Origin of the sequence: Marinomonas sp. MED121 (assembly GCF_000153025.1) — a bacterium.
In the GTDB taxonomy this organism is placed as follows: domain Bacteria; phylum Pseudomonadota; class Gammaproteobacteria; order Pseudomonadales; family Marinomonadaceae; genus Marinomonas.
The window spans coordinates 405,396-430,246 of sequence record NZ_CH672433.1; the positions used below are offsets into that span (position 1 = coordinate 405,396).

Below are 24,851 nucleotides of genomic sequence, written 5' to 3' on the forward strand. Positions count from 1 at the left end.
TTAACGCACTGAAGCCCTTTTCACCTATCTGCTTTTTAGACTAAATTAGATTCTGATCGATAAAGTCATAGTCAAAATTAAAACCAATCCCAGCACCCATTGGCATATCAATAAAACCATCATTAATCACTATTTTTTCCTGATAAAGCGGTGCAAACCAATCAACATGCTCAACTGAAATACAGTTATCAGCAGACCCAGCGATACTCAAACTTTGCTCCGTAAAAATGTGGCTTGATACAGGGATATGATAAGCCGATGCTAGCGCGGCAGCCTTGCGAAATTCACTTAGCCCCCCAATACGTTGTAAGTCAGGCATTAAAATATCCACGGCCTTATGATCCAACATATCTTTCATACCAAAACGTGTGTAATCGGTTTCACCACTTGCCACAGGTATATTTATGGCTTCTAACACTCGATTATGGCCGGCTAGATCATGAGCAGGAACAGGCTCTTCTAACCAAGCGATATTTAAGTCTTCTAATTGACGGCCCAGCGCAATCGCCTGCCTTGGCGTTAAAGACTGATTCGCATCGGTTAAGATTTCAATATCATCACCAACAGACGCCCTTAGCGCACGCGCACGCTCTACATCTTCTTTTAAGTCGGGCTTACCTAACCTCAGCTTCATAGATCTAAAACCCTGATCAATAAAGCCATGGGCCTCTTCGATTAATTCATCTATGTTTGAAGAAAGCCAAAGGCCGCTGCTTGCATAGGTTTTTACTTTGTCACGACAGGCACCAAATACTTGATAAAGTGGCATATTTGCCTGCTTACCAATGAGATCCCAAAGCGCGGTATCTATGGCAGAGATAGCTGAAATGGCAATCCCTTTTTGTCCAACAGGGTTACAGTCTTGCCACATTTGTTGCCAAATTTTCTCAACATAAACAGGATTATTACCGATCAAAAATTGTGTGAGGCTTTTGATCATGGCATCAAATACATCTAACCTATCTTTATTTAACGCAAACACATAATTCTCACCCACCAGCCCTGTATCCGTTTCTATTTTAACGATCACAACACCCACAGAGTCTGTTTTATGAATGGCTGTAATTAAAGGTTTCTTTAGAGGGACGAGCACTTTTTGAGTCTGTACATTTGTTATTTTCATTTTGGTTTATCTCAATATTAGGAGCAGAACATAAACCAATTTTAGAGGGCGTTACATTTAAAAAATATTTTATAATTTTTAACAGATCATTAAATTATTTTTATGCCAGTAAACCGTCATATTACAACTAACAAAGACATTTCATATTATCGTGACGGGCGCTTTTCATACTTGTATTAAATTATTCAATGGATGACATTAAACAATCGATTTGTTGCCATCTCATCAGCCACCTATGATGCAAAATAAACATAGGAGCCTTACGTGATTGATATTATTCCGCCCCTTCATTTGAGTGATGAATCACTGAATAAACTCTTCAGTTATAGGCTTAGCCGTATTCGCGAAGTCATGCGCCTTAAGCAAGTGTCTGTCTTAATTCTGACCAGTCCTGTTAGCTTACGCTATGCGGTGAATTTTGATGAATATCAGCTTTTTCAATCACATATACCGACTTGTTATTTATTTTTATCACTCGAAGGTCCGATTCAATTACACGGAGCGACAGGGAGAAAATTCCCCAATGTTACTCACTATCAAGGCTCAGATTTTCTCACCCCTTTTGATGGCGGGTTAGACTTATCGACGAATACACAGCACTTAATCAGTAACCTACAGGCATTTTCCCAGCAACTTAATGAACCCCTTGAGTCTGTGGGGTTAGAACGTATGTCTCCTCAAGTTAGCCAACGCTTAACAGATAAAGCTATCCAAGTTTATGATGCAGAACCCATTATTGAACAAGCCAAGCTCATCAAATGTGAGTTAGAAATAGATTGTTTAAAACATAGCATTCAAGTTGCTCAATACGGAATGCAGTTAATGTACCAAGCCTTACGACCAGGTATCACAGAGAACCAACTTTGGTCGATTATGCATCAGGTCAATGCCGCACATGGAGGAGACTGGATTGAAGGGAATATGCTGGCATCAGGGCCAAGAACAAATCCTTGGCTACAAGAAGCGAGCCATCGCATTATTGAAAAAGGCGACATGGTCGCTTTTGATACGGATATGATAGGGCCATTAGGCTATATTGCCGATATCTCTCGTTCTTGGATATGCGGAGGCGGCAAGGGCAATCAGGCTCAACGAGATGCTTATCGCCATGCCTATGACGAAGTACATCACAATATGCAACTGATTAAACCCGGAATCAGTTTTAGAGAGTTAAGTGAGCAGGCTTTTATTCGTAAAGCAGAATATAGAGACAATCGTTATGTTTGCTCCTTTCATGGGGCCGGTCTCAGTGACGAATATCCTAAAATCTATTATCAAGAAGATTGGGCACGAAGTGGCTATGATGGCCTAGTCCAAGAGAACATGGTGCTATGTGTTGAAAGCTACTCAGGTATTAAAGGAGGCTCAGTCGGCGTTAAGCTTGAAGAGATGGTTCGTGTCACATCAAAGGGCATTACTCCCTTAACAGACTTCCCATTTGAAGATGAGCTACTCAAGGATTCTTACCCCTAACCTAAAGCCCTAGAGCACAGACTGCAAAGTCTCTCTCGCCATAGATACCAGCTCAGGATTAATAGGGTCCTTAGAATAAGACAAAAAAACAGGGCGCTTAAACTTGGGCGCATCCTCAACATAAAATAGGCGCTGGCTGGCAATTAACTCATTCACCATACGCTCAGGGAAATAGCCTGCGCCGCCATAATTAAGGATATAGTCTAAACCAACCATACCTAAGCCTACAGAAAGTCTGGGCGCTTGAGCATCAGGGTAGGCCAATGTATGAGCCTCACGAAATTCATCACCCCAGTCAACAAACACATAATTTTTTACCCAATCTGTTCGAACCTTGCGCTGCTCAGATGCGACTAAAACCAATATATCTTCCATCAGTAATTCAGTTCGTAACTCAGCATTCTGCCTATTTACATAGGTCAGAACCAGATCTAATTCCCCTTCTACTAATTGGCTTAAAAGGCTATCCGAATAGTCCATCACAACACGTGTGCCTACCTCTGGTGAGCTGTTCTGCATTTGTTCAATCCAAGCCGGGGTAATCTGTTGCCAAAGGTTTAACTGCACACCTAAAGCCACCATACCTTCCATATCTTGGGGTAAGGCGATTTCCTGTTTCGCTTGCTCCCATGCTTTGACTACCTTGGTTGCATAGCGAATAAAATTACGGCCCGCTGGCGTGAGCTCTGAGCCGTCACGTTTACGGTTAAAAAGCCGTGTATTGAGCTGATCTTCGAGCACTTTAATGCGAGCACTCACAGTTGATTGAGTAATAAAAAGGTTTTCAGCGGCTAATTGAAAGCTGCCATTACGTGCAACTTCTAAAAAAGCTCTCATGTGATTGATATTCATATCATTCAGCCATTGGTTATTTTTCTATTAAAGTTAGTTATATTCGATTTTTTGATCAACAACTTAAACCTAGGTCGTCGTTTCTAGATATGTTTTTTTGCAGCAAAAAAAAAAAGGTGCTCTCAAATTGAGAACACCCTAAAGTGAAGCACAACACTATCTTTTATAGATTAGTCCAGTAGGTCATCGGGACGATTGGCTTCACGCTGAAAGTGAATAGGTAAAGCACGACCATAAAATTGGCGAGCATGCTCTGGGCGATTAACCGTATCCGGGTCACGCATGTAAGTTGGCAAAGCAATATAACGAGACTGGCCTCCCTCCACTCGAGTCACACGATGCATAGAAAAACGCCCTTTAAATATTTGCATATCACCAGGCCTTAGCACCAAAGAATGCACTTTAGATAAATCGCCTCCTAATACCTTAGAAACCTCTTCAAGATTCTCTTCTTCAGGAGAGCGTAGATCTGGGTAATATTGGAACTCACCTCCTTTTATTGGTTCTTGCACCAAGATACTGACGGTAAATTCGTTACCATCAAAGTGCCAAGGAAAGTAATCACCTTCATCCATAACACTGTAGGGATTTCTTCCTAAAGGATCAGCCCAACGGTAAATAGGCCCGACTCCCAAGCAATCTGAAACGAATTGAACAACCACATCATGATCATAAATAGCTCTTAGATCAGAGCTTTCTTCAAGGATATCTGAGTTAACAAAACCGCTAGATCGTTTCTCAAAGAATCTAGCTGGATGAGCCTCTGGTAAAGCCGTATTTTCTTTCGTCATATAAGGGTTATGACTGTTTTGAGAACGATAGATTTGATCCCGTAAACGCTCTACTTCCTGACGCATACGTTCAATTGATTCTGGACGAATCATATCTGGAATATGGCAACAGCCTAACCTGTCTAATTCCTCTTTACACCTCTCAACTAAAGCGTGTCGCTTAGGAGAGGTTAGATCATGAATTGGGTACTGTTCCAGATCGATAAAGGCTTCTAAAGAGGGCTTGTTTGAGGGTTTGCCTGATGGTGCGAAAGATGCCTCCACACTCATGGTTTCTTTGCTAACAGCGGCTTGATCAATAACAACTTTAGACATATTCGCACCTAATATTAAACATATTTTTAAGACTTGGCCTAAGGCCATGTCAGACAATTTAGTCAATTTATAGGCAGTTGAATAACGAATTATTCAGATGGTGAATATCGATTTTTTCGATACGTGAAGTTTTAATAAATACATTCAAAATTACGATAGTTAACTGCAAGATTCTTTGTTTGCTGCGATCCCTTTCACATGCCTAAGATGCACTCAGAAAAAAATAAAACCTATGAGGCAGAAAAAGATGACCCAAGCGAATACGACACAACAAACCTATGATCAGCAGCTTACAAAGTTAGCTAACATAGTAGATTTAGAAACCTACCCTATCCACGATTTAGAACACCCAGCCACAAAAGCACTGATAGCACGCTGTAAAGTGCAATTGGATGATATTGGCTGCAGTGTTATTGCAGATTTTGTCCTTCCAGAAGCACAAGAAAGAATGCGACAAGAGGCAAGAAAACTATTGCCCTGCATTTTTCGCTCAGAGCAAAAACATAATCCATATATGACGAAGGAAGACAAAGCATTAGCAGAACAACACCCAAATCGTTATTTGCAGCATCGCACCGCTGGTTTTATTAATACTGACATAATCCCTAAAGAATCAGATATGTTGGCTATGTATGATAATGACATCATGACTCGCTTTATTGGTGAATGCTTAGGAATTTGGCCCATATACCCTTGGGCAGATCCTTTAGCACGTTGCCCTTATGGTGTACTTGAAGATGGCGATTACTTTCCTTGGCACTTTGATGGCAACGAGTTTACTGTCAGCGTCTCAGTTGAGCAGCCTGATGAAGGAGGCACCTTTGAATATGCGCCCAATATTCGTTCTATCGAGAACGAGAACATTGAAGGTGTAAAAAGAGTGATAAATGGAGATAAAACAGATGTCTATGAATTGGAATGGAAACCTGGATACTTACAATTATTCAAAGGACGCTACTCTCTACATAGAGTCCAACAAGTAAAAGGGCCTCGTGCTTGGATCACGGCTCTACCTACTTATATGACAGATCCAGATACGGTTAATCGTCCTGAACATTCAAAGCAATTCTATGGACGCGCCTTACCTATTCATTTTGAACGTGAAGGTAACCGCCCAGATAATCTGTCTGATTAAATATAATCACGTAAAACAGCCATTCAAATAGATGGCTGTTTAGCTTTTTATAGCGATATTACTGATACTCTCAACTAATACCTGAGAGAAGCAACGAATGGCATCATCAATTTCTCCAGGCCGTGTATGTAGTGCAATTTCCACTTCGCCCAAATCTGGTAAATTCGAAGCGGGTTTAATTATACTCCACTCATCTTTTACCAAAGATTCCGCTAAGGCAGAAATAGCTAACCCGTTTGATATTGCAATATCAAACCCCGTTACCCCTTGGCATTCAAACGAGACAAACCAATCTAACTCCACATGATTGAGCGCATCAATAATTCCTTTGCGGTATGAGCAACCTTGCTCATACAAGGCAAGCGGTAAAGGTTTGTTCATATCCAGCGTTAAATCTTTGGCTTTTACCCAACAGATTTTTTCTCGTCGAATCAAGTCACCACCTGATGCTAATGGATCATGAGTGACGAGAATCAAGTCTAGTTCGCCGGCATGTAAACTCTTATAAAGGTTATGGCTGTTATCGTTTTTGATTTGGATTTTCACTTTAGGAAAGCGATCAATAAACTGACGTAATGGACGCTGAATAAAGGCCCGAGCATAGCCATCTGGAATACCAAAGCGGACGACGCCTTCTAGATCATCATCATTAATTAAATTAAGTGCTTCTTCGGATAAGCTTAGAATCTTACGAGCATAGGAGAGCAATACTTCCCCTTCACGAGTTAAGGTAAATTGGTTATACCCACGATTTAACAGTGACTTGCCGGCCACTTCTTCTAATTTCTTTAATTGAATACTCACTGCCGCTTGAGTGCGATGCAAGGCAATAGCAGCCTTAGTAATATTACCGGCATCGACTATCGTGACAAAGGTGGCTAACTGGTTAATATCAAGCCTTTTCATAAGGTGAGCACTCTTTAGGATCTGACTTTCTGCAATGTAGCATTAGGAAGCGCACTTTGTCATAAGAACTAAAGCGAAATAAGTTCGCTTTAGTTCCAACTGTATCTACTCACCTTACTTTAGCAGCGGAGCCAGTTTACCTGCTTGCTCACTGGCTTGAGTACTTGCTTGGCTATAACTTGAGGATTGCATTGGTGGCGAGGTAGTACCGGCACCACCTGGATCACTCCATGAATACGAATGGTTATGAGAGCTTGCCACGTTGGCAAGGTCAGCGACGGTATTCATTAGATCATGCAAAAGGCTATAGATATTGGTCGACTCATCACCCACATGGTGCTTGGCGGCAATAATTTCACGCAGTTTGCCGATTTGCTCGGTTAAATCTTCCTCTATCGTAAGCTTGCTATTTTTCCCTTTCGCCTCCCATTCATTATCTTGGTTGACTTGAATATAAGCCTGCTCAGACTGCTGCCACCTTTGATCTGTCTCCGCCATATTTGGCAACTTCAAACCATGGGGGAAAACAGAACGCACAAAAGGGTGCGCCGGCGAGCCATACATAAAAGCAATTTCAACCAAGGTACCAATACTAGGTTTTGACCAGAAACCTCTTTGTTCACCACCCGCATTCACTGGCAAAAGTACCTCTTCAAGAATCGGCAAGTCAGTATCTTCCTCACCATTTACATCCAAAAGCTGTACAGAAACAGAATAAACTGGGGTTTCTTCTGTCACTACCTCACTAGCCAAAGGGGATAATATATCCGTCACTTTCGCCCACATTGGCAAATGCCAACCTGAAGCAAGCTCTGGATATTTTTTTTGCATTAATCGCGTTAAGGCTTTTTCCATGACACCACCATTTTTGCTTCTTGCAATCTCACACTATAAAGACGATGACCATTTAAAAGATAACCCGGCCTTAAACCTGGGATGGCCATTAGCTCAGCACTTTGAGTAGAAAGCTGCTTATCCAATACCGCCGTTGGTACTTCAACAGGCACATCAATCCAATGGCTATCAGACCAAGCGCCGATATAAATAAGGCCATCTCGCTTTTGCTGCCAGGTAAAATCCTCTATCACAAATACTTGGGCGATTTTATTTATCAAATGAAAACCAGAACCTGTATTGACAAAATAAGGCACAGGTGTCGAAGCATAACTAGATTGCGGCAAACTAAAACCACAGCCGGTAATCGCTTTTACCTCTGTCAGTAAATCCTTAAGCGTTTTATTACGCAAAGCCAATGGCACTCGCATACTGAGCACATTCGATTTTTCTCGACAAAATAAGGTTTGAGACTGATTCGAGGCTGGCGTTGAGCGCTCGATATAGCCATAAAAATGGCCGTGTTCCTGTCCATTATTAATGCCAAAACTAAAATAAACTGCGCCACTTAACGCTACCTCTGACTGCACCACAAAAGATGCGCGGCCAGCGGCCATGGCATCCAATGCAACATCATGGGAAACGAGATTAACTCGCTCCCCATTTACCATAAGCACAAAGTCATATTTCATTTGATGCCCCTTCATCCCCAAGGGCAGAATCCAAATACTTGAGCACATTATCGAGCCAATTACTGGTTTCACTGCTTTGAGCTTCCGAGGCAACACTTGTATCCGCCGTAGCTACCTTAGGTTCAGTTTGTGCAAGCTTCCTTGCTTCAATTTTTTCTGGGATAGAAAGGTGCTCAACCAAAACAAAAGACACAGACCAGGCCTGATCATCGTCCAGCTCCTGTGCTGCAACCTTGTCACTAAAGCGCACTTGGCGAACAGCAAAGGCTTTGGCAGTCTGATTTTCAATGTTGTAAACCAAACGAGTGCCCTTATCTTCATCTGTCGCCGTGCTTAACAGCACAATATTGGCAAGCTCGGCAGCGTCTTCATACCTTACCTTCATGGCAACCCGTAAACGCTTAGGTTTAAAGCCCATCTCAGCCGTGGCAGAAGAAGAGCTCTGGCCAGAGAGATCCTCCTCTGGCAAAGCTAATTCACACGTCACCTTCACCCCATAACCTGAGATTTTAGTATCGTTGAGAATAAGGGTAATCATGGGGTTTCATCCATACTAACGACGGCTTCGGCTTCATCCGGCAAAACTTCTGGCCAAGGGTTTTCAGCTTGAATACTCGCTCGCTCAACCACTGCAAGATCCATTAAACGGGCATATTCATCACTTTCGCCAAGATGTGCTTTTATTTCGGCTTCTTCAAGTAGCGGGCGCACTCTCGCGGTATAAGCCGCTTGCCTCGCATCATCAACCGCCTGATAAGCATCTTGGTAATCATCATTAGCATTTTTAACACGCCAAACATCATTATCTTTAACTAACACATCATTGAAATGGCAAGACATAACTTGATCTGCTGCATTTTGGCGAGAAGCATGCTTAGCACCCACAGAGTCCACATAAAACTCAGTTAGATCTTTTGAAAAGTATTCACCTGTATGAGAAGCAAAAACACCTTTAAACATTTTCATCTTAGATACTCCACTGTGATATTTGCAGAAACGATATTGGTATAATTCAAACTCATACCATGGGTTTGCCAAATAGGCAGGCATACTCCTCTTTCCGATCTTAATAAGAACTCATGTGTATGTGAATCATGCAATTCAGTAAACCATTGATTGGTTTGAAACCTTTGTAGACGCGGAGAAAATGCAATCGTATTTTCACAAACACTTGTGTCATTCCCATTATTATTTGTATCTAGAGCAATAGCTGTTGCGTCAGTCCAGTAGCTATCATATGTATTATTTGAGCTATTGGTTTTGAAAAAACCTTGTCCAGAATTTTCTACAGAAGCAGGAATTCTTAATGCTTGGGACTCACTTCCCGTTGGTTCAAGGTTGCTAAATAATAAACGCATACTTCTTAACCTTGGGCAAACAGGTACTAGCAAACTACCGTCGCCACTAAATAAAGCTGTCTTTGATAGTTGATGGGTATGAATACATCTCATTAATAGCCCGTTATAAACGAGCGCCAAGTTCATATCATCGTAGTTGGTATCAAAAGTGGCATCTGATTCATCCAATGAATCAGGGTTATATTCAACATCTGACACATCTTTAAGATAAAAACCATCTGTTAAATTAAACCTCAAGTGGTAGGTTTTCGTTTCTGCTATAGGAAAAGATTTAACAGCATAATCGGACGTATTAACCTCTAACCAGCCGTATAACCTGATTATTTGGTCATCTTCAATGATCAAATGACCATTCTCTAGCATCATATTTAGCCTGTTATCGTCCGACATGACTTCAGGGTAAATAGGCAGTTTTTTAACTTGCTCAAACCTATCGGTTTTGACATATTGGCTGTGAGCATTATCTTCTGTTAAGTGATCCGATATGGCTTGCTCAGCATCCTGTCGCACCGCTTCAAACGATTCTTTTGCGACTGTCATATCCGCAGTGGCATCGCCTAATGCACTAATGGCATCAAGTATTTCACTCATAATAATTCATCCTTGAATTAACCTAGGCTCAAATTAGCCTAGGTGTGTTTAATAGCAACTTATAACGTTTTATAAGCGGGTTTTACCGTAATAAGCGATATTTCGAGGACGTGTTTCATAATAAACTTCTGAAGAGTTTCCTCGAGGTGCAGTATGCAAGTCATTTCCGTTAGCTGAAGTCGATGTTCCGCTAAGATCATATGACCCATCACCATTACCAAAGTTGCTTACTCTCAAAATGACTCCATTTGGTATTTTAGTTAAGTCACTTTGATAATCAGCAAAACCACGACCCGCGTCGACACCACGGCCATCATCGAACATGCGGATAAATTCACCGCCCACTATGGGTAAAGTAAAGGTGGTGACTCCATTACCTTCTCCCCAGTAACCACCGTAAGTAATCGGATCAGCATCCTTGGTGGCTTGATCAATGAGGTTTGAGGTGTTTTTGATTTTAGCCCAGGCAATCGCGAATTCAGTTCGATTAAGCTCTGCACCATTTAATGCCACCTCCCCGATACTAAGCAGATCCGTGGTATCGGTAACTAGCTTGCCAATGTCTGCCACAGCATTACCTGTCTTAGGGTTAATCTGTTCAATCACATAAAAAGCCGTGCCGTCATAGCGTACCTTAACTAAAGCTCCCGCAAAAAGCTGATTAGCAGCGGTCACATTAACAATACTTTTTGCCCCTTGTGCATTCACATCAAGTGATACCAAGGCCTCATCATTTGTATTTGATATGATGAGACTTATTTCATCACCCACAGCTAAATCAGAGACAATGGCCTCAGCAGTCACGCTCAAGGTATTTTTACCCACCGCTTGTGCATAACGCTCCAAATTACGAAGGGTTTGTATCGACTCATCTAAGGCACCTTGATAGCCCTCATAGATGGATTCAAATACCTCTTTTGCTTGCACTAGCTCTTCTGTTGCATCCTTCATCGCCACTAAAGAGTCTGTAAAATCACTCATGTTAAAATTCCTTTTTTACTATCAAGCCATTACAGCTGATCAAACTTAAAACACTCAATAAAGTGCTTATCCTTATTTCTTAAATATTGAGTTAAAAGGCTAACTCAACCTATCAAACCAAACCTATCCACTCATACCTATCAATCTAAACCTATCCACTTATGCCTATTAACCTATGCCCATTAATCTAAGATCGATTTTCCATAATTAAAATGGGCATAAGTTATGGCAACTCAGGCCAATACGTATTATCAGTGACATCAATGGTTAAAATATCAACACGATCCACTAACGCGGCTCTAGCATTACGATTTGAGGCAATCCAGCTTTTACACGCTTCCACATTTTCATCAGAATACACCCCAAGAGCGGCATTTAGCTGTCCAACTTGATTCCAATAAAGCTCAATACGACGAGTACATTCAGCATTTGCTTCAACAAGTTTTAACGCCATTAATTCAGTGTCTGTAAACTCAGGAATAAGGGTATTTCCTGCGTCTAGCCAAGCCTGAACTTTCCGGCAAATAGTATTTTCGCTAACATTAGGGACAACAATTTTTTCATTAACTAAGTAACTATTACCGACTGTTTTTACTGTTTCTATCTTCATTTTTTAAAGCCTCGCATCTGCGGTATAACCCAATATAGGGCTAGCACTATCACCTGAGTTCATATGAAATTTTGTTTCTGTATCATTTTCGTAAGGCCATTGTGCAACATTAAAACTGCCTCCAAAAAACACAGGTATAATTGAAGGTAAAGTACGCATAGGCACTAGATAATACACATCTGCGTTATAATTCCCGCCGGAGTAATAGCGTGTAAAATGAGAATCTTTTGAGATGTAAAAAAAGCGGCAACATTTCAAAAATTCATCGGCATAATTTGTAAACTCAAATGCCGTATTTGATGCGCCAATTTCTAATTGAGCATTATAAAGCCCCATTTGTGAGTTAATTGGCTGTCCATTAGCAGGTAAAATAGCGACTCTTAGCCCGAGTGCATCACTTGGCACAGTAAAGGTCAGAGCTTCAACCCCGACTTCACTTTTAGTTGGAGTAAACCTTTTAGAGGTTAGTGAGTTTGTTACCTCTGCTTCAGAATCTCCCGCATTGGAATAAAAAATCTCTAGTACTAAGTCACCATCAAATTCACTATTTATTGCAAATTCAACTGAAAATGTAAGTTGCTTATCCCTTAGCTGCTTAACGACAGCCGTTTCAATTAATTGATGAAGCTGACCAAAACCTTGATCTTGATTAATTGCAAACATAATTCCTTTTTCTGGGTTAGGATCTCTTGTACAAACAGCCCCTGACAAATTTGCAAACCATTGGTCGGCGCAATAACCCGTCTCAGTAAATGTTTCACCCGCTTGCCAGACTTGCGGTTTACCATTGATTAATAGGTTTCGACGTCCATGGGTGCTAAATACGTCAGAGTGTGTTTGTACTTCTGCCTTGGTAGAGACCATCTCCTGCTGTACTTGATCAATCGCAGCATCCGCATCTTGCCTAACTAATTCAAACGATTCTTTCGCGCCTTTCATTTCACTTGCAGCCAATGTCAAAGCTGCTGTGGCAGTGCTTAATTCACTCATAGTTTCCCTTCCAAAGTTAATAATCTTTCATGATTTTTAATGGCACTCGATAAGGCGGAAATGGTCGCCGCACTGTTTTGCATTATGCTAGTTTGCATAGCAAGCATTTCTGCTTCGTAATCAAACTGCCAAGATGCTAGAGGTAAATCGGCCCCTGTGAGTTGTTTGGCATTACTAAAAGGCACCACTAAATTGCGGTTAATAACCTGACCTATTCCAACCCGTTTTTTATTGAGCGGGATATTGGAGTAAGCTAAAAGCTCCCCCGTATCAGTGACTAAACCGTAATAGTTAAAATCATAATCGCCTACGCTACTATCCAATACCAATGAGTAAGTCACCGCATTGTCATCGTTATAATGGGGGTCTTGCACCAGGATGTTGCCACCCACTAAATAGCTTTCATCTGGAATGCCCGCCGTTGCATCGGCTGGGGTAGTTTCATCCACACCAGGAATATTTGCCAGAATAAAATGAGTAACTACTACTGGCTCCAAACTGGCTGCTTTTTGGGCGATATAACGCGCCCCAGCATCTGTTACTGTTCCATTTACTATGTCTGTCATAATTCGTCCTTAAATTACTGTTATCCTATCTTCACTTCGTTCAATAAAATGCTGCGCTAGGCTCACTTGAGCTGCCCCAGCCTTATCCATAAACACATAATCCGCCGCTAGGTTTAACTGCTCGATACTCTTATCAAGTCCAAAACTCAGCCCTTCTATGCTGACGTCATCTAACCTATCCAGCATCAAAAATTCATAACGCCGACACGTTCGGCCATATTGTCGAATAATGTGATGAGCCAGCTCTGGATTTTGAGTCATGCTAGAGTCAGCTAACCAAAGGGTAATTACATCCCAATCGGTTTCAGACGCTCGCTCAATCTGGCCATATAAAGGCACATCAAACCGTGCGAGAACCTCTTTAAAGCCTCCCTTACTGCCGGCATCTATGGCATTTTTCACCCCATGTTTGACTCGCTTTCGAAAAAGCTCATCAGGCTCATTAGCAAATCGATCAATATCGTTTTGATAAGCCAGCAGCTTTAGCACATAGACATGGCAAGTCTCGGCATCCAGTTGATTAAGTGGTGTTTTAATCCAGGCTTCAGTCTTGTCCCAAAAAGAGCCAAAAGCATCAGCTAACTTAGTAACCTCCTTTCCCTCTCGAATCCAAACAGGCAATTCAAATTTAGCCACCATACTTAGCCCTCCTGCACGTTAAGGGAGTTCAAGCGTGGTACTTCAAGCTCAGTGACAATGTCCCCTTGATCAAACTCAATACTCTCTATTTCTGGAAAGTTTTGATAAACCTCACTGGCTAATCGGGTAAAGGAAAAGCGTGAATAAGGCTGTGTTTGTGTCATCACATAAGCTGAGTTTGATCGAAAAGCCGCCTCAATAGCCTGTTCAACACCGGTTAAAATAACCATCCTTTCACTATCAAGTAGAGCGGTAGGTAAATAAACCGTGACACTCAGATCCACATACAATTCGGGCAACTTAAACACCTGTAAATCATCCCCGTGACCGTGATAGCCCTCGTCATTTATCATGCGATTGATAATTTCGATATAGCTGTCTGCTGGGGCATCAAGCTCAAACAAAACATAGGCATCCGCAGCACCTGGAATAACCGTATCGCCTCCTCGTGTGACCTCGTGTTCAAACCAGATCATATCGGTAGAAACACCAGCAAACTGGGCAATGAGATAACGATAAACACCGTCTGTGTGATAATGACTTAGGGAGTTAAAGGCATTACGAATACGTAGGCGATAATCTTCAATGTCTTCATAGTCATCCCCGACCACATCAATCCAACTATCTGGGTTAGTGACTGTGATACCTTCGATATCACACTTCACATAATGGCCTGTTTCTAGGTTATAGTCCTTGCCCTCTGCCAAGGCCTGAACAGCAACACTGATAGACGTCTGGTCTGCTTCAAGCACCGCTGCAGACGTGGTTTCTAGCCCATAGACCATGTCATTTAAAAGCTCTGTTTGAATCACTGTGCCCAGTGGAATGTCAACATCCCCTTGGGCATCTGCCCGAGTAAATAAAATTCGTCCTTCTAGCTTTTGTGCTTGCTTACGCTCCACGCCATAATTATTGCCCCACAGGTCGATAAAACCCTCTCCGACCGTTTTTAAGAAAAACTGTGGCATCACATTTTGTACCAAAGCATTAACCAGCCAAGTTACTGGCTGCACCGCAATCGCCGAAATTAATCGCCAAAAAGGGCTATAGGCTGAATCGTTACTGATTTTAGAGCCCGAATCAGTGACAGTTTGTTTAAAAACATCGCTGATTTCAGTTTCTGTTATAGGGACGCCTTCATCCTTGAGTAGGTTCTCAAAATCCTTCATAGGGTTACCTCTATCGCCTCGTTATTTAACGTACGCGCACTACAGTTAAGTGCTTCTCCCACTAACGCCACCTTGGCCGTCCCTGGATAAATACGTATGTCGTTTTCCATTTCAATTTCTACTTGAGTGGTAAGGGTTGCCAACTTAACCTGACTCCTTTCACCTATCATGCTAAAGGCATAACCCTTTTCTCTGAGCATGTGCCTTAGATCCTGTGCAATACAGTCTGCTTCTGCCCTTAACTCAGGTTCACCCAGTTGGTTTAATACCAAGTCATCATCTATGATGCTTAAATCTATGCTGTCCATTAGCCCACCTGCATTTCCATTTCATGGGCCAATTCATCCCCGCGTACCCCTTGGCCATAATTATTTACTTCAATTTTTTCCACATGGTTTTGCTTACTGCTATTCGCAAATAAATTACTGATAGTCTGAAATAAGCCACCCTGCTCACCTGCTTGTCCTGGGTCTGAGCCTGGCAAAGTTAACGCCGCATCTTGTGCGATACCTTGCTCTGCCACCTTTTGCGACAAACCTTGGGTCGTTTGAACCTCTGCACTTGCTCCCATACCAGGTAGCCAGCTGAATTTGTTTTTAAGCCAATCGGCGGATTCACCAACAAAAGCAAAAGGATTCAAATTGGCTAACCAGGTTTTCAGTTCACTCCAAGCGCCTTTTATGGTTTCAATCAAGGTAAAATCAAAGCTCATGTCAGGCATCAAAGACAACTCACCCAACCAGACTTGAAACTCGCCCCACCATTGGGGAATTTTTTCAAATACCCCAATTAAGAGATCAATCGTTTCAATCACAGCGTAAAGGGGAAAGAAGGCCATTTTGAGCCATTCATTGTCAGCAAACAGCCCTTTAATAAAGCTAAAACCCTGACTTAAAGCGGAGAATACCCAGTCAGTAAATCGCCCAATGGCAGCACTCACTTCATCCCAATACACCACCATAGCGACCAAAGCACCGATCAAAGCCGCAATCCCTATCACAATCCAAGTAATCGGGTTCGCCAATAAAGCAGCGGTAAAACTCCAAATAGCCGGTAGGGTGGTAAGCACACCCGCTTTTAGCGTGGTAAATAGCCCCAATAATAAAGGCCCACTCGCCACCATGGCTTTCATTGCACCATTCAAGATCCAAACCCCAGCGGCTTGTAATTTCAGTAGAGGCGTAATGATCAGGTTTTTAACCAGCCAATTTTGCGACAAGCTAATCGCGTGGCTTTTGGCCAAGTTCAGCATTTCCTGCGCGACCCCTACCATCTTGATCACTTCCATCATGGAGCCTAATGCTTGCTCAGCGGTATTAACGCCTTGCGCGAGGTTTGGGTATTTATCTGCCCAACCGTCAAGGCTATTTCCCATGGCTTTTACCTCATCAATATAAGGTTCAAAGCTAGGTGATAGCTCCGCCATTAAATTATTTGAGAGTGCCTGGACTTTCGTATCCAATGCTGGCCAAAGGGCCAGCTGCTCATTCAAGCCTTGCTTCAATGTGGAAAAGGAGTCCGTGTAAGCTGAGATATTAGATTCACCAAATACACGGCCCATAACATTGTCACCACTTAAGGTTTTAAGGCTGGCAACTTGCCCTTTAATCTGACCTAGACTGTCATGCAAAATTTGCAATTTAGAGGCTGGCTCGCCCGCAATTTCGACAGAGGCAACAAGTGAACTTGTTGCAGAATCACGGGGAATACTTGAATTGCCGACAACACTTGTTGTCGGGCCAGCCACACCTATGCCTGCTATCAGATTCTGCACTTCTAGCGTTAAGTCTTCTAAACCTGTGGTTAAACTTAAAACCGCTTGATAAGGTGCTTCAAAGACAGTTTGCATTTGATTCACTAACGCTTGAATCCCGTTTTGAACTCCCCCAAGAGAGCTCGAAAACTGGTTTAGCTTGCCAAGGCTTAGCTGTAATTTTTCGAGAGCTTCCATGTTTTACCTCTAGCTACTTCCCTATTTGCCTGCAAAGGCCTTGGCAATACCATTAGCAATGGCTGCCGTTTCCCTATTCATTTCTCGCTCTTCTAACCAAAGCGCCCGTCCTAGGCTTTCCGGTTCATCATCTTCATGAGGAAGCCAACGCATTCTCAGGGTTACGAGTTGCTCGAAGCCGTTTCTGTCGATGCTGTCCCGGAACGCCTGCGCAGCTTTACCACCGTAGGCAGGTCACTGGAAAATTCATCGGTTAGAATGCCCATCACATCCATTACTAATTTGGCTTTAGGCTGAGAGTCTTCATTCACCATCAAAGCTTTTAGCTTTGAGTGCTGCTCACTTTTTACGGTTGACGATAAAAGGTTATAGGCTGGCAGAACGGTTTGACCTTTGGCCATCGCATCCACAAACTTGTTATATTCTTTATCTGTCACCTTAAATTCAAAATCCGTATCACCTATGGTGATTTCAATTAGCTGTGCCACTATTACTCTCCTTGTACTTGTTTCTGAGCCAGTTTTAAGTGCTCTCGTTTAAACCAAAAATTGGTTAAAAATGTTGCGATACCAATGATCAAGCCACCCATGGCAACCCATTCATTCATTGAAAAACCTGCAAGCGTCGTGGTTATTGACGCCCCATAAGCGGTGGCTACTGTGGACTTCTCCATGTTTGCCTCCCTATTTCCTTAACAATCCCATGCCCTTAATACTGACCGCCGCCAGTACGACTATTTTTAATAATTCACCTAACTCCACGCCTAAGGACTTAAGACTTTCTAGCCCTAAATTTACTGAGTCCAGATAACGCATATCCCCGCTATAGCCACTGGCCATAGCCGCAACAAAAAGGAGTACAAAAGGTGAGGTGATAATCAGGGTCACGTATTCATCCTTCCAAGAAGCAGGCTCTTGTTGCTTGGCCAATGCTTCCCATTCAGCTTCTTTCAAATTCAAATCAAAACGCTTTTCTTGACCGGCTAACTTGAGCTTTGCTTGAGCAGACTCGGCTGCCATTTTTCTGGTCTGTTTTGCCTGGTATGCCTTGGAAATGGGTGCCACTAAGGCACCCAAAAGGCTTTGAAATCCCGAGATTAATCCCATTCCACTACCGCCTTTATCTGATCACTTAATCCAACCCTTTTCGTTCAACGTCTAACCACCAGGTTTTAACATCAAAATTGGGGCAGGTTTTAGCAGGATTAAGATCCCTATGACCGACGACACTTGCCTTTGGATAATCTAATTTCAGCGACAACAAAAGGCCTTCTAATGCCCGCATTTGGGCACAATTAAAATCATCTCGTCCAATCAAACAAATGCCTAGTGACGCCTGATTAAAAGGGTCTGCATGGGCTCCTTGCCAATACCTTGGGCGCCCCCATTGCACCTCGCCTTTTAACGTAATCACTGCGTGATAACCTATGCCGTCCCAGCCCTGTTCTAAATGCCATCTATGGATGTCTTGGGCGTGAGTTTCTCGGCCATTAGGCGTATCTGAGCAATGCACCACTAGGTAGTCGATATGCGTCATTAACCTAGAGTCTCAATAAAGCTTTGATCTAGATAAGGCACGCCATTAATTTCGATAAAGCGACTATCCGTCACATCATAAGCAATGGTATGTTCCAACTTGTCACCACCTTCGCCGCTGGCATCCAGAATTTTGCTTAGGCGCAGCTTGCAACCATAGGCAGCTGTTTTGAATTCTTGGTCTAGGGTTTTACCCAAGCCAACAATGTCGAACACGCCAAGTTGCTGCCATGAACCTGCGGTTTTAGCCGCTTCCACCAGCTTGTTATAACTTTGAGTATCTAGAGTGATTTCACCACTTGCCGATACCACACCACGTACAAAACCATCTGGAACACCACGTGTTGTGGTTGGTTTGATGCCATCTTCCACATTAAGTGTGTATTGCTTAACGTTAACAATCTGAGTACCAATGGAAATATTGATATCTGATCCTGAAATATGTTGCATACTAAACCTCGCTTGTTAGATTAAGAGCGATATAAGCTTGAATCGCTTTAGGGCAGTTATAAGGTCGAACCAAGAGTGCAATTTGCACTTTCGTACGGGACGCCCAACTAATGGTGATATCGCCATCTACAGGTGGTTTTACTTCACCAGGCTTATAAATACCGTTCGAGGTTATGCTCTTACTCATGTCGATAACGGGGCGCATAAAGTAAGTTTCATGGGCGGCAATAGACAAAGGTGTGCTGTTTAGCTCACGGTTACCGACTTTTTTGATCGCCAAAATACGTACTTGGCGTTTCACTTTATTCACTACTCTTAGGTTCTCAATCACAGCATAATCACTGGCCTCAGGCGCAAGCGTCATACCATCACTGCAATAAATACCATCATAATCAGGGTAAACCTGTGGCACTGTGCCTCTGGCATCATTCAGTGCTTTCGCATGAGCCATATTGAAAACCGTACCATCCACATCCGAAGGCAAGGTAGAAAGACCCACAATGGCACCGGTTTGTGTGCGCATTGGCGTATCCGCAATGGTCACAGCTTCATTACAAAGGCGACCACAAACGGTTCCCATCCAACCTGCAAATACTTCTGGAATCAGCATAATGTCAGCTGACGCTACGCCATCCTGTAACGCTTCAAATGCGCTAATAAAAGCATCCCATTTATCTGCGGCATCTGGTGCTTCATTTGCCACCACAAAAAAGAGTGAGCGACCAAATGTGTTTTCTGTTGCAGCAATCGCAGTCGCCATTACATCTAATTCACTTTGAGCAGCGATTGCATCTGTTACCACTACGGCTTCACAAACAATGTTCTGCGCCATGGCAATATCAAATGCCGTTTGCCACTCACCTTCATTAGTGCGAGGCATAACAACTGCGGTCCAATTTGCCGAAGCATTTGCTTTGGCAGCAGCCAAAGTGGTTTTTAAAGCACTTGCTGGGGCACCTAAAAGCACATCCAAGTCAGAGCTTTGATCCAGATATAAAACACTATCTAGGTTCGCTTCTGCCTTACCAATAAATAAGAATTGACGCTCTGGTGAGGAAAAATCTCCTTGTCCAGAATCGACGTCACTTACGCTTACTTGTCCTAAAGCCATTTTAACTTCCTGTTTTATTTCACTTATTAGTCATAACGTTAGGGCTATCCCAGCCCTAACGCTGACACCTTAGAAATGTCAGATCACCATCCTCGGACCTATCCATTTCTCCTTTCAACTCACGTTTAAACTTCTTCTTATCCTTAAAAAGAAGGCAACTTATTAGCGACAACATGTGGTTAGAGAGCTTGGCTAATGAGTCTTCCTGACCCTTTAAGCGATTCCCTTAATCTGCCAAACTCACCAAACTTGCTGCCACCTCTGCACTTAAAGCTAAATCCATTTCAGCAGTGCTCAATGACCAATTTTGACCGCCATATTCAAGCTCACCATCAGCGCTTGAAGTGATATACACCCACTCCTCAAAGGCTAAACTCAGCCCTAGATTGGCAGTTTGTGTATCCTGTAAATCTAGTGAGATAGCTGGGTAAGCATCATCTAATGCCTCTCTATCATCATGATCTGCAAGCCAGGTCATCAGATGGGCATTAAAGCGAGCAATCTCTTCAGCTTGATATGGAAAACCAATTAGATTTAATGTCGCCTGATAACAAAGGCTGTGTAATAACACCTGATTGCCTTCATCACGTCCTTTTGGCTTTAGCACCATGCTTGTTACTTGGGCACTAATGGCTTCTGCAGACAAATCCATTTTGTCTGTGATATAGAGTGTTAGTGCTTCAAGCTTTTGCATAACTCTGCTTCCCTTCCTTTTTACTAATTAAAAAATTGAGCCATTTGGCTAATTGCTTTGTGAGCGATCGACGAAAAGTTTATTACTCCCCTGGGCCATCCTGTTGGCCCCTTAAGACGTCCTTGCCTTGTCGATAGGTGCAGAATAAGCCAGTCAGAGATAGGGTTCCAGCGGCTAAAATCCGCTAAATTGCGATTTTTAATCCATCACAAAAGCCTGTCCTAAAAAGCATTATTTAAGTGTTTTTTGAGAGGTAACATGCGCTTATCAGAGAGAAAACTGATAGAGAGATTAAACAGACAATTTAAAAATCACGGATAGATAAAAGGAAAAAGACATGAGTCTTAATTTTAATAAGGATATTTTTAACGCCTTTGGCCAAGGCGGTAGCTTTGAAAGTAGTACCACTGCAATCAGCGCCAAGGTTAAAGAAAAAGCAGCACAAGTAGACGCTAAAATACAAACTACTTTAGCGAAAATATCAGACGAACTTACCCCAAATTTGAGTGCCAGTTATGCCGGCGACTTATTAATAGCCCAAGCAAGTTTATTAGGCTATCAAGATGGCGTACTCAATTTACAACTGCATATTGAATCTCGTATCAGTGGTTTTTTAGAGGATATGCAAGTGGCTTCAGCGATTAAAGAAGTGGATAGTTACCTTGCAGAACTGCCCGCATCTTGTACCAATATTAATAGTATTTCAGGCACCTTAGCTGGCGTTGCAGACTCAAATCTAAATGCCACTTATGACCTTATGTTGAGTTTTGAACAAAGCCTAGATTTTTTAGAGCAGAACCTAGCGGCACTTGAATCTGAGCTAACCCATCTTGAAGAGGGTATTAATGGGGAAGTTAATGAGCTTAAAAGCAGCCTTGAAAGCTTAGAAACAGAGCTTACACAGCTTGAAACAAACATTAATGAGGCAGAAGCCAAACTAGACAAGATTAAAACGGATTTAACCCAATTCGAACAAACAGCAGAAGAAAGTTTAGCGGCCTATCACGAAGCTCAAGCAGTCAGCCTTGCGAATTACCAAGCGCAGATCACTCAAAGTAAGAATGAATATCTTGAAAACCTAGACAGTCGTTTAGATAGCAGTTTAGAAAGTTACCAAGATGAAGTTAACGACTATGAAGCCAGCATTGCCGCTAGCACAGCCAAATATGAAGAAGAGCTGAATTTAAGTCTTGCAAGCTATAAAGCGAGTCTGGATGAGTATCAAGCAAACCTTATGGAAAACATAAGCAGTACAGAAACTCAGCTACTAGCCTATCAAACGAGCCTGACAACTAAGCTTAATGACTATGAAATTAAGCTTACTGAAATTAAAAACCTTATCTTGCTTCCCATTACGGATGATCTCACACAGTTTGCCAATGGCTTTAGTAGCCAATTAAAAAGTTTAGAAAGCGTATTAGATGAACAAGTGGTTTATCTTGCAAACACAGTCAGTACCGAAGTAAACAATTTAAGCCAAATGTATTTAGCCCATAAGCAGATGGCAAATGCTTTTAGCTTACAAAGCTTAATCAAAGACGAATGTGTGGGTTCGCTTATCAGTCAATTTGCTGATGACAAACTTAAATTTGCCATCGAGCGCAATGTCGAAAACTTATTGGGAGATGACCTTGTTCAAGCACTTGAGGAAGACCTTGATGCAGACGATTTAATTGATGATTATGAGGCAGCAAAAGAAGAGGTAGAAACAGAGCTTAACGAGACAATTGAAGAAATAGAGTCAAACATAGACGACTTTATTTCTGAATATGATGATCTAGTCGATCAAGTAAAGAATCAGGCGACAGCCTTCTCAAGCCAATTTGAAACCGCGGTTAATGACCTGGGTAATGAACTAGAGGAGCAAGCAGATACCCTATCAAACACACTTGATAGCTTATTAAAAAGTTTATCAAATGATTTAGCCAATAAGCTGGCACTGGTGGCTAATATTGAAAATGCCGCGGTTAATTTCAAGCAAGAGGCTATGCTCGCTCTTACTGAACTTGAGGAAGAAACAAATTCAGCTATCACAGAACTTAGCCAGGCGATGGAAGCGTTAGCCCAAGCAATTGAAGCTAATACTCAAACGTTAGAAGCAAATCTAGAAGAAGCGGTTAATACGCTAGATAATTAGGTAGAAAGATAATCAGAAGCCATAGGATTAGTCTTAATACAGACTAATCCTAACTTAATTAGGGTTTGTTTGGCCCGAAACCTAATAGAGGCTGAGCTTGTTTAAAACTCGTATCAAATTCAGCATCCCAAGGAAAATAACCCTCTCGGTCAGGCCACACCATTTGCAAGACAGGGTAAGGTTTTGGTAAGTCACCATAATACCAGTTTGCATAACCTAGATAGTTCCGATAGAAATCTAACTCAACAGGAATAAAAGCCACAGCAAGGCCTTCAGTAAAGTCATCATATTTTTTATAGGGCTCAAGCCTTTCTTTTGCACCGACGATTTTGACGACAGCAATATTTAATAGCTGATTTGCGACTTCGGCAGGCAAGCCAACTAGAATTAACTCAGGGTGATTATGTTGTTGAAAATGACCAATGCTAAATGAGAAAGCAGCTTGATTATCCTCTTGCCCTATATGCAGGTTGTACCAACCCACTTTATTAATTTGCTCTAATATCAGACTATCTTGCTGTGTTTCTGCAGGTGGAACAACAAAGCCTGTTGGCATGCTCTCCATGAATATGGCTGCTTTCAAGTCACTTTCCTTTGACACCTTTTCCTGAGACATAGCTTCTTTCCCTTGTATTTGTAGCGAAGTACAAAGCAGCAAAATAGATAAAACCAACTTCAAAATATCAACATCCTTTTTGCAATCCATCTTCAAAAAACACTGAGTGAATAACTTAGGATCAAACCAACAAAGTGAATATTTTCTCCATTAAGGTATTCTCTTTATGACTTAATAAGCGCGACACTGTGTAGTGATTTTTACCCTCTAAAAACAAACAGTCCAAACTACAATTCTCTTTTTTTAGCTTCTCACTATAAACCTGGGTTTGTCGAATGAACTCGTTCGTTTCATCATTTCCCACTGCCATAATGATGTGAGGAACAAAGTTAAATACACCTGTTTCCAAGATAGGGCTTAATTCAGCTACCTCCTGATCACTCAGGTTTAACACTTTATTTAAAAAGGACTGCTGCATTTGTTTAAGGTCATAAAGCCCACTTAACATAACAGCCCCCTTGATGCTCTGTTTTATTTCTTGAGGCCAATCATGAGCAAGGATTTTAGCGGTTAAAAAACCACCCACAGAATGACCACCAACAACAAGGTGTTCAGGGTTTCCTTGCCACTTATGTATATTCTTATGCACCCAAGCAAAGGCTTTTACGTTTTGATCAACTATTTCTTTAACCGTCACTTTTGGCGCTAAGTCATAATTAACCAGTACCAAGGTACAACCCGCTTTCACAAAAGCTTGTGCCAAATAACTATATTGAGCTTTGTCTAACGCCCTAAAGTAACCGCCGTGAATAAAAATAAACACAGGGGCATTCGCCTTGGCCGCAGGAAAGATATCCAGTTTTTCACCAGGGCTTGGTCCATAGCTCACATCTAAGCTTGCACGATAACTTAACCGAGTAAGTCTGCTTTGCACTTCGTTAGCAACCAAATGCAACATGCCAGTTGGATGCCGCCTTCGTAAATTAAACGCTTTATCAAAGTTTGCCATTAAATCTAGTTCTCATGCTTATTCAATAAACTTAACCGATTCACATCAAATTAAATGAGAGTTTAACACCTCCCTTCTTCCAGCTTAAGTTGCTGCTCTTTCTCTAAGATCGCCTTAGCCATAGCCACAATATCTTGTTGCGGTGGGTTCAGGTAATGGGAAAATGAGGCCGAGACCACAAAGGTACAACCACAGGTTTCTATATTCAAACAGCGGCAATACAGCTCTTTCATAAAGACCTGGTCAATATCTTTAGCGATATTATTACTGTTAGAAATGACGGCCTTAGATTGGCAATTAGGACATTCAATACGAAATGCCATGTAACTCTCCTTACTTTACTTAAATTGGTTTGTTTAATTAAAAGGTTATATTTAGATAAA

31 protein-coding genes are annotated in these 24,851 nt (G+C 42.0%); 3 read left to right on the forward strand and 28 right to left on the reverse strand.

The window, feature by feature from the left end; all coding sequences use genetic code 11:
- Nucleotides 1-40 precede the first annotated feature (40 nt).
- On the reverse strand, nucleotides 41-1,123 hold the full coding sequence (locus MED121_RS20335; RefSeq protein WP_009835663.1) for a mandelate racemase/muconate lactonizing enzyme family protein: 1,083 nt from the start codon (nucleotides 1,121-1,123) through the stop codon (nucleotides 41-43).
- Between the two features lie 264 nt (nucleotides 1,124-1,387).
- Between MED121_RS20335 and MED121_RS20340 the strand changes: the two genes are divergently transcribed.
- A complete protein-coding gene (locus tag MED121_RS20340) occupies nucleotides 1,388-2,596 on the forward strand; it encodes a Xaa-Pro peptidase family protein (RefSeq protein ID WP_009835664.1) in 1,209 nt (402 codons plus the stop codon).
- Between the two features lie 9 nt (nucleotides 2,597-2,605).
- Here the strand turns inward: MED121_RS20340 and MED121_RS20345 are convergent, their stop codons facing one another.
- Together MED121_RS20345 and MED121_RS20350 are read right to left on the reverse strand one after the other, a co-directional pair.
- Nucleotides 2,606-3,448, reverse strand: a complete 843-nt coding sequence (locus MED121_RS20345; protein WP_009835665.1) for a LysR family transcriptional regulator — start codon at nucleotides 3,446-3,448, stop codon at nucleotides 2,606-2,608.
- 170 nt (nucleotides 3,449-3,618) lie between these two features.
- Complete coding sequence (locus MED121_RS20350; RefSeq protein ID WP_207382843.1) at nucleotides 3,619-4,554, reverse strand: hypothetical protein; 936 nt, start codon at nucleotides 4,552-4,554, stop codon at nucleotides 3,619-3,621.
- 247 nt (nucleotides 4,555-4,801) lie between these two features.
- Between MED121_RS20350 and MED121_RS20355 the strand changes: the two genes are divergently transcribed.
- Complete coding sequence (locus tag MED121_RS20355) at nucleotides 4,802-5,689, forward strand: hypothetical protein (protein WP_009835667.1); 888 nt, start codon at nucleotides 4,802-4,804, stop codon at nucleotides 5,687-5,689.
- A gap of 39 nt (nucleotides 5,690-5,728) precedes the next feature.
- Here MED121_RS20355 and MED121_RS20360 read toward each other — a convergent pair whose 3' ends face one another.
- From MED121_RS20360 to MED121_RS20460, 22 genes are all read right to left on the reverse strand, one after another.
- A complete protein-coding gene (locus MED121_RS20360) occupies nucleotides 5,729-6,595 on the reverse strand; it encodes a LysR family transcriptional regulator (RefSeq protein WP_009835668.1) in 867 nt (288 codons plus the stop codon).
- A 114-nt stretch (nucleotides 6,596-6,709) separates the two neighbouring features.
- On the reverse strand, nucleotides 6,710-7,450 hold the full coding sequence (locus MED121_RS23915; RefSeq protein WP_009835669.1) for a hypothetical protein: 741 nt from the start codon (nucleotides 7,448-7,450) through the stop codon (nucleotides 6,710-6,712).
- Nucleotides 7,435-8,121 carry a hypothetical protein gene (locus MED121_RS20370; protein ID WP_009835670.1) on the reverse strand — a complete coding sequence of 229 codons (687 nt, stop codon included), beginning with the start codon at nucleotides 8,119-8,121 and terminating at the stop codon, nucleotides 7,435-7,437. The genes MED121_RS23915 and MED121_RS20370 overlap by 16 nt, the downstream gene beginning before the upstream one ends.
- The gene (locus MED121_RS20375) at nucleotides 8,111-8,659 is read right to left on the reverse strand and encodes a hypothetical protein (protein WP_009835671.1); all 549 of its coding nucleotides are present in this window, start codon (nucleotides 8,657-8,659) and stop codon (nucleotides 8,111-8,113) included. The genes MED121_RS20370 and MED121_RS20375 overlap by 11 nt, the downstream gene beginning before the upstream one ends.
- Complete coding sequence (locus MED121_RS20380) at nucleotides 8,656-9,087, reverse strand: hypothetical protein (RefSeq protein ID WP_009835672.1); 432 nt, start codon at nucleotides 9,085-9,087, stop codon at nucleotides 8,656-8,658. Before MED121_RS20380 ends, MED121_RS20375 begins: the two co-directional genes overlap by 4 nt.
- Nucleotides 9,084-10,070: a hypothetical protein gene (locus tag MED121_RS20385; RefSeq protein WP_009835673.1), complete on the reverse strand. Its 987-nt coding sequence runs from the start codon at nucleotides 10,068-10,070 to the stop codon at nucleotides 9,084-9,086. Before MED121_RS20385 ends, MED121_RS20380 begins: the two co-directional genes overlap by 4 nt.
- Nucleotides 10,071-10,139: 69 nt before the next feature.
- The gene (locus MED121_RS23920; protein ID WP_009835674.1) at nucleotides 10,140-11,051 is read right to left on the reverse strand and encodes a hypothetical protein; all 912 of its coding nucleotides are present in this window, start codon (nucleotides 11,049-11,051) and stop codon (nucleotides 10,140-10,142) included.
- A gap of 223 nt (nucleotides 11,052-11,274) precedes the next feature.
- Nucleotides 11,275-11,661 (reverse strand): hypothetical protein, encoded by a 387-nt coding sequence (locus MED121_RS20395; RefSeq protein WP_009835675.1) that lies wholly within the window; start codon nucleotides 11,659-11,661, stop codon nucleotides 11,275-11,277.
- A 3-nt stretch (nucleotides 11,662-11,664) separates the two neighbouring features.
- Nucleotides 11,665-12,651 (reverse strand): hypothetical protein, encoded by a 987-nt coding sequence (locus MED121_RS20400; RefSeq protein ID WP_009835676.1) that lies wholly within the window; start codon nucleotides 12,649-12,651, stop codon nucleotides 11,665-11,667.
- Nucleotides 12,648-13,217 (reverse strand): phage tail protein, encoded by a 570-nt coding sequence (locus MED121_RS20405; RefSeq protein ID WP_009835677.1) that lies wholly within the window; start codon nucleotides 13,215-13,217, stop codon nucleotides 12,648-12,650. Before MED121_RS20405 ends, MED121_RS20400 begins: the two co-directional genes overlap by 4 nt.
- Nucleotides 13,218-13,226: 9 nt before the next feature.
- A complete protein-coding gene (locus MED121_RS20410) occupies nucleotides 13,227-13,856 on the reverse strand; it encodes a phage tail protein (RefSeq protein WP_009835678.1) in 630 nt (209 codons plus the stop codon).
- Between the two features lie 2 nt (nucleotides 13,857-13,858).
- A complete protein-coding gene (locus MED121_RS20415) occupies nucleotides 13,859-15,025 on the reverse strand; it encodes a baseplate J/gp47 family protein (protein WP_009835679.1) in 1,167 nt (388 codons plus the stop codon).
- Nucleotides 15,022-15,333 (reverse strand): DUF2590 family protein, encoded by a 312-nt coding sequence (locus MED121_RS20420; protein ID WP_009835680.1) that lies wholly within the window; start codon nucleotides 15,331-15,333, stop codon nucleotides 15,022-15,024. The genes MED121_RS20415 and MED121_RS20420 overlap by 4 nt, the downstream gene beginning before the upstream one ends.
- Nucleotides 15,333-16,976, reverse strand: coding sequence for a hypothetical protein (locus MED121_RS20425; protein WP_009835681.1), 1,644 nt, complete (start codon nucleotides 16,974-16,976; stop codon nucleotides 15,333-15,335). The genes MED121_RS20420 and MED121_RS20425 overlap by 1 nt, the downstream gene beginning before the upstream one ends.
- Before the next feature lie 21 nt (nucleotides 16,977-16,997).
- A complete protein-coding gene (locus MED121_RS24760; RefSeq protein WP_009835682.1) occupies nucleotides 16,998-17,129 on the reverse strand; it encodes a hypothetical protein in 132 nt (43 codons plus the stop codon).
- An 8-nt stretch (nucleotides 17,130-17,137) separates the two neighbouring features.
- Complete coding sequence (locus MED121_RS20430) at nucleotides 17,138-17,464, reverse strand: putative phage tail assembly chaperone (RefSeq protein WP_009835683.1); 327 nt, start codon at nucleotides 17,462-17,464, stop codon at nucleotides 17,138-17,140.
- Nucleotides 17,465-17,466: 2 nt separating this feature from the next.
- The gene (locus MED121_RS20435) at nucleotides 17,467-17,649 is read right to left on the reverse strand and encodes a phage holin (RefSeq protein ID WP_009835684.1); all 183 of its coding nucleotides are present in this window, start codon (nucleotides 17,647-17,649) and stop codon (nucleotides 17,467-17,469) included.
- A gap of 10 nt (nucleotides 17,650-17,659) precedes the next feature.
- Nucleotides 17,660-18,082 (reverse strand): hypothetical protein, encoded by a 423-nt coding sequence (locus MED121_RS20440; protein ID WP_009835685.1) that lies wholly within the window; start codon nucleotides 18,080-18,082, stop codon nucleotides 17,660-17,662.
- Nucleotides 18,083-18,107: 25 nt separating this feature from the next.
- Entirely contained in the window at nucleotides 18,108-18,512 is a 405-nt protein-coding gene (locus MED121_RS20445; protein WP_009835686.1) for an N-acetylmuramoyl-L-alanine amidase, read from the reverse strand.
- Nucleotides 18,512-18,961: a phage protein gene (locus MED121_RS20450; RefSeq protein ID WP_009835687.1), complete on the reverse strand. Its 450-nt coding sequence runs from the start codon at nucleotides 18,959-18,961 to the stop codon at nucleotides 18,512-18,514. Before MED121_RS20450 ends, MED121_RS20445 begins: the two co-directional genes overlap by 1 nt.
- 1 nt (nucleotide 18,962) lies before the next feature.
- A complete protein-coding gene (locus MED121_RS20455; protein ID WP_009835688.1) occupies nucleotides 18,963-20,072 on the reverse strand; it encodes a DUF2586 domain-containing protein in 1,110 nt (369 codons plus the stop codon).
- 226 nt (nucleotides 20,073-20,298) lie between these two features.
- Entirely contained in the window at nucleotides 20,299-20,766 is a 468-nt protein-coding gene (locus MED121_RS20460; protein ID WP_009835689.1) for a phage tail protein, read from the reverse strand.
- A gap of 337 nt (nucleotides 20,767-21,103) precedes the next feature.
- Between MED121_RS20460 and MED121_RS20465 the strand changes: the two genes are divergently transcribed.
- Nucleotides 21,104-22,903 carry a hypothetical protein gene (locus MED121_RS20465; RefSeq protein WP_009835690.1) on the forward strand — a complete coding sequence of 600 codons (1,800 nt, stop codon included), beginning with the start codon at nucleotides 21,104-21,106 and terminating at the stop codon, nucleotides 22,901-22,903.
- A 58-nt stretch (nucleotides 22,904-22,961) separates the two neighbouring features.
- Here the strand turns inward: MED121_RS20465 and MED121_RS20470 are convergent, their stop codons facing one another.
- The 3 genes from MED121_RS20470 to MED121_RS20480 all read right to left on the reverse strand — a co-directional run bounded on the left by MED121_RS20470 (nucleotide 22,962) and on the right by MED121_RS20480 (nucleotide 24,791).
- Nucleotides 22,962-23,582, reverse strand: a complete 621-nt coding sequence (locus tag MED121_RS20470) for a DUF4262 domain-containing protein (protein ID WP_165474633.1) — start codon at nucleotides 23,580-23,582, stop codon at nucleotides 22,962-22,964.
- Between the two features lie 58 nt (nucleotides 23,583-23,640).
- Nucleotides 23,641-24,468, reverse strand: a complete 828-nt coding sequence (locus MED121_RS20475) for an alpha/beta hydrolase (RefSeq protein WP_009835692.1) — start codon at nucleotides 24,466-24,468, stop codon at nucleotides 23,641-23,643.
- Between the two features lie 62 nt (nucleotides 24,469-24,530).
- The gene (locus MED121_RS20480; RefSeq protein WP_009835693.1) at nucleotides 24,531-24,791 is read right to left on the reverse strand and encodes an ogr/Delta-like zinc finger family protein; all 261 of its coding nucleotides are present in this window, start codon (nucleotides 24,789-24,791) and stop codon (nucleotides 24,531-24,533) included.
- Nucleotides 24,792-24,851: the final 60 nt, after the last annotated feature.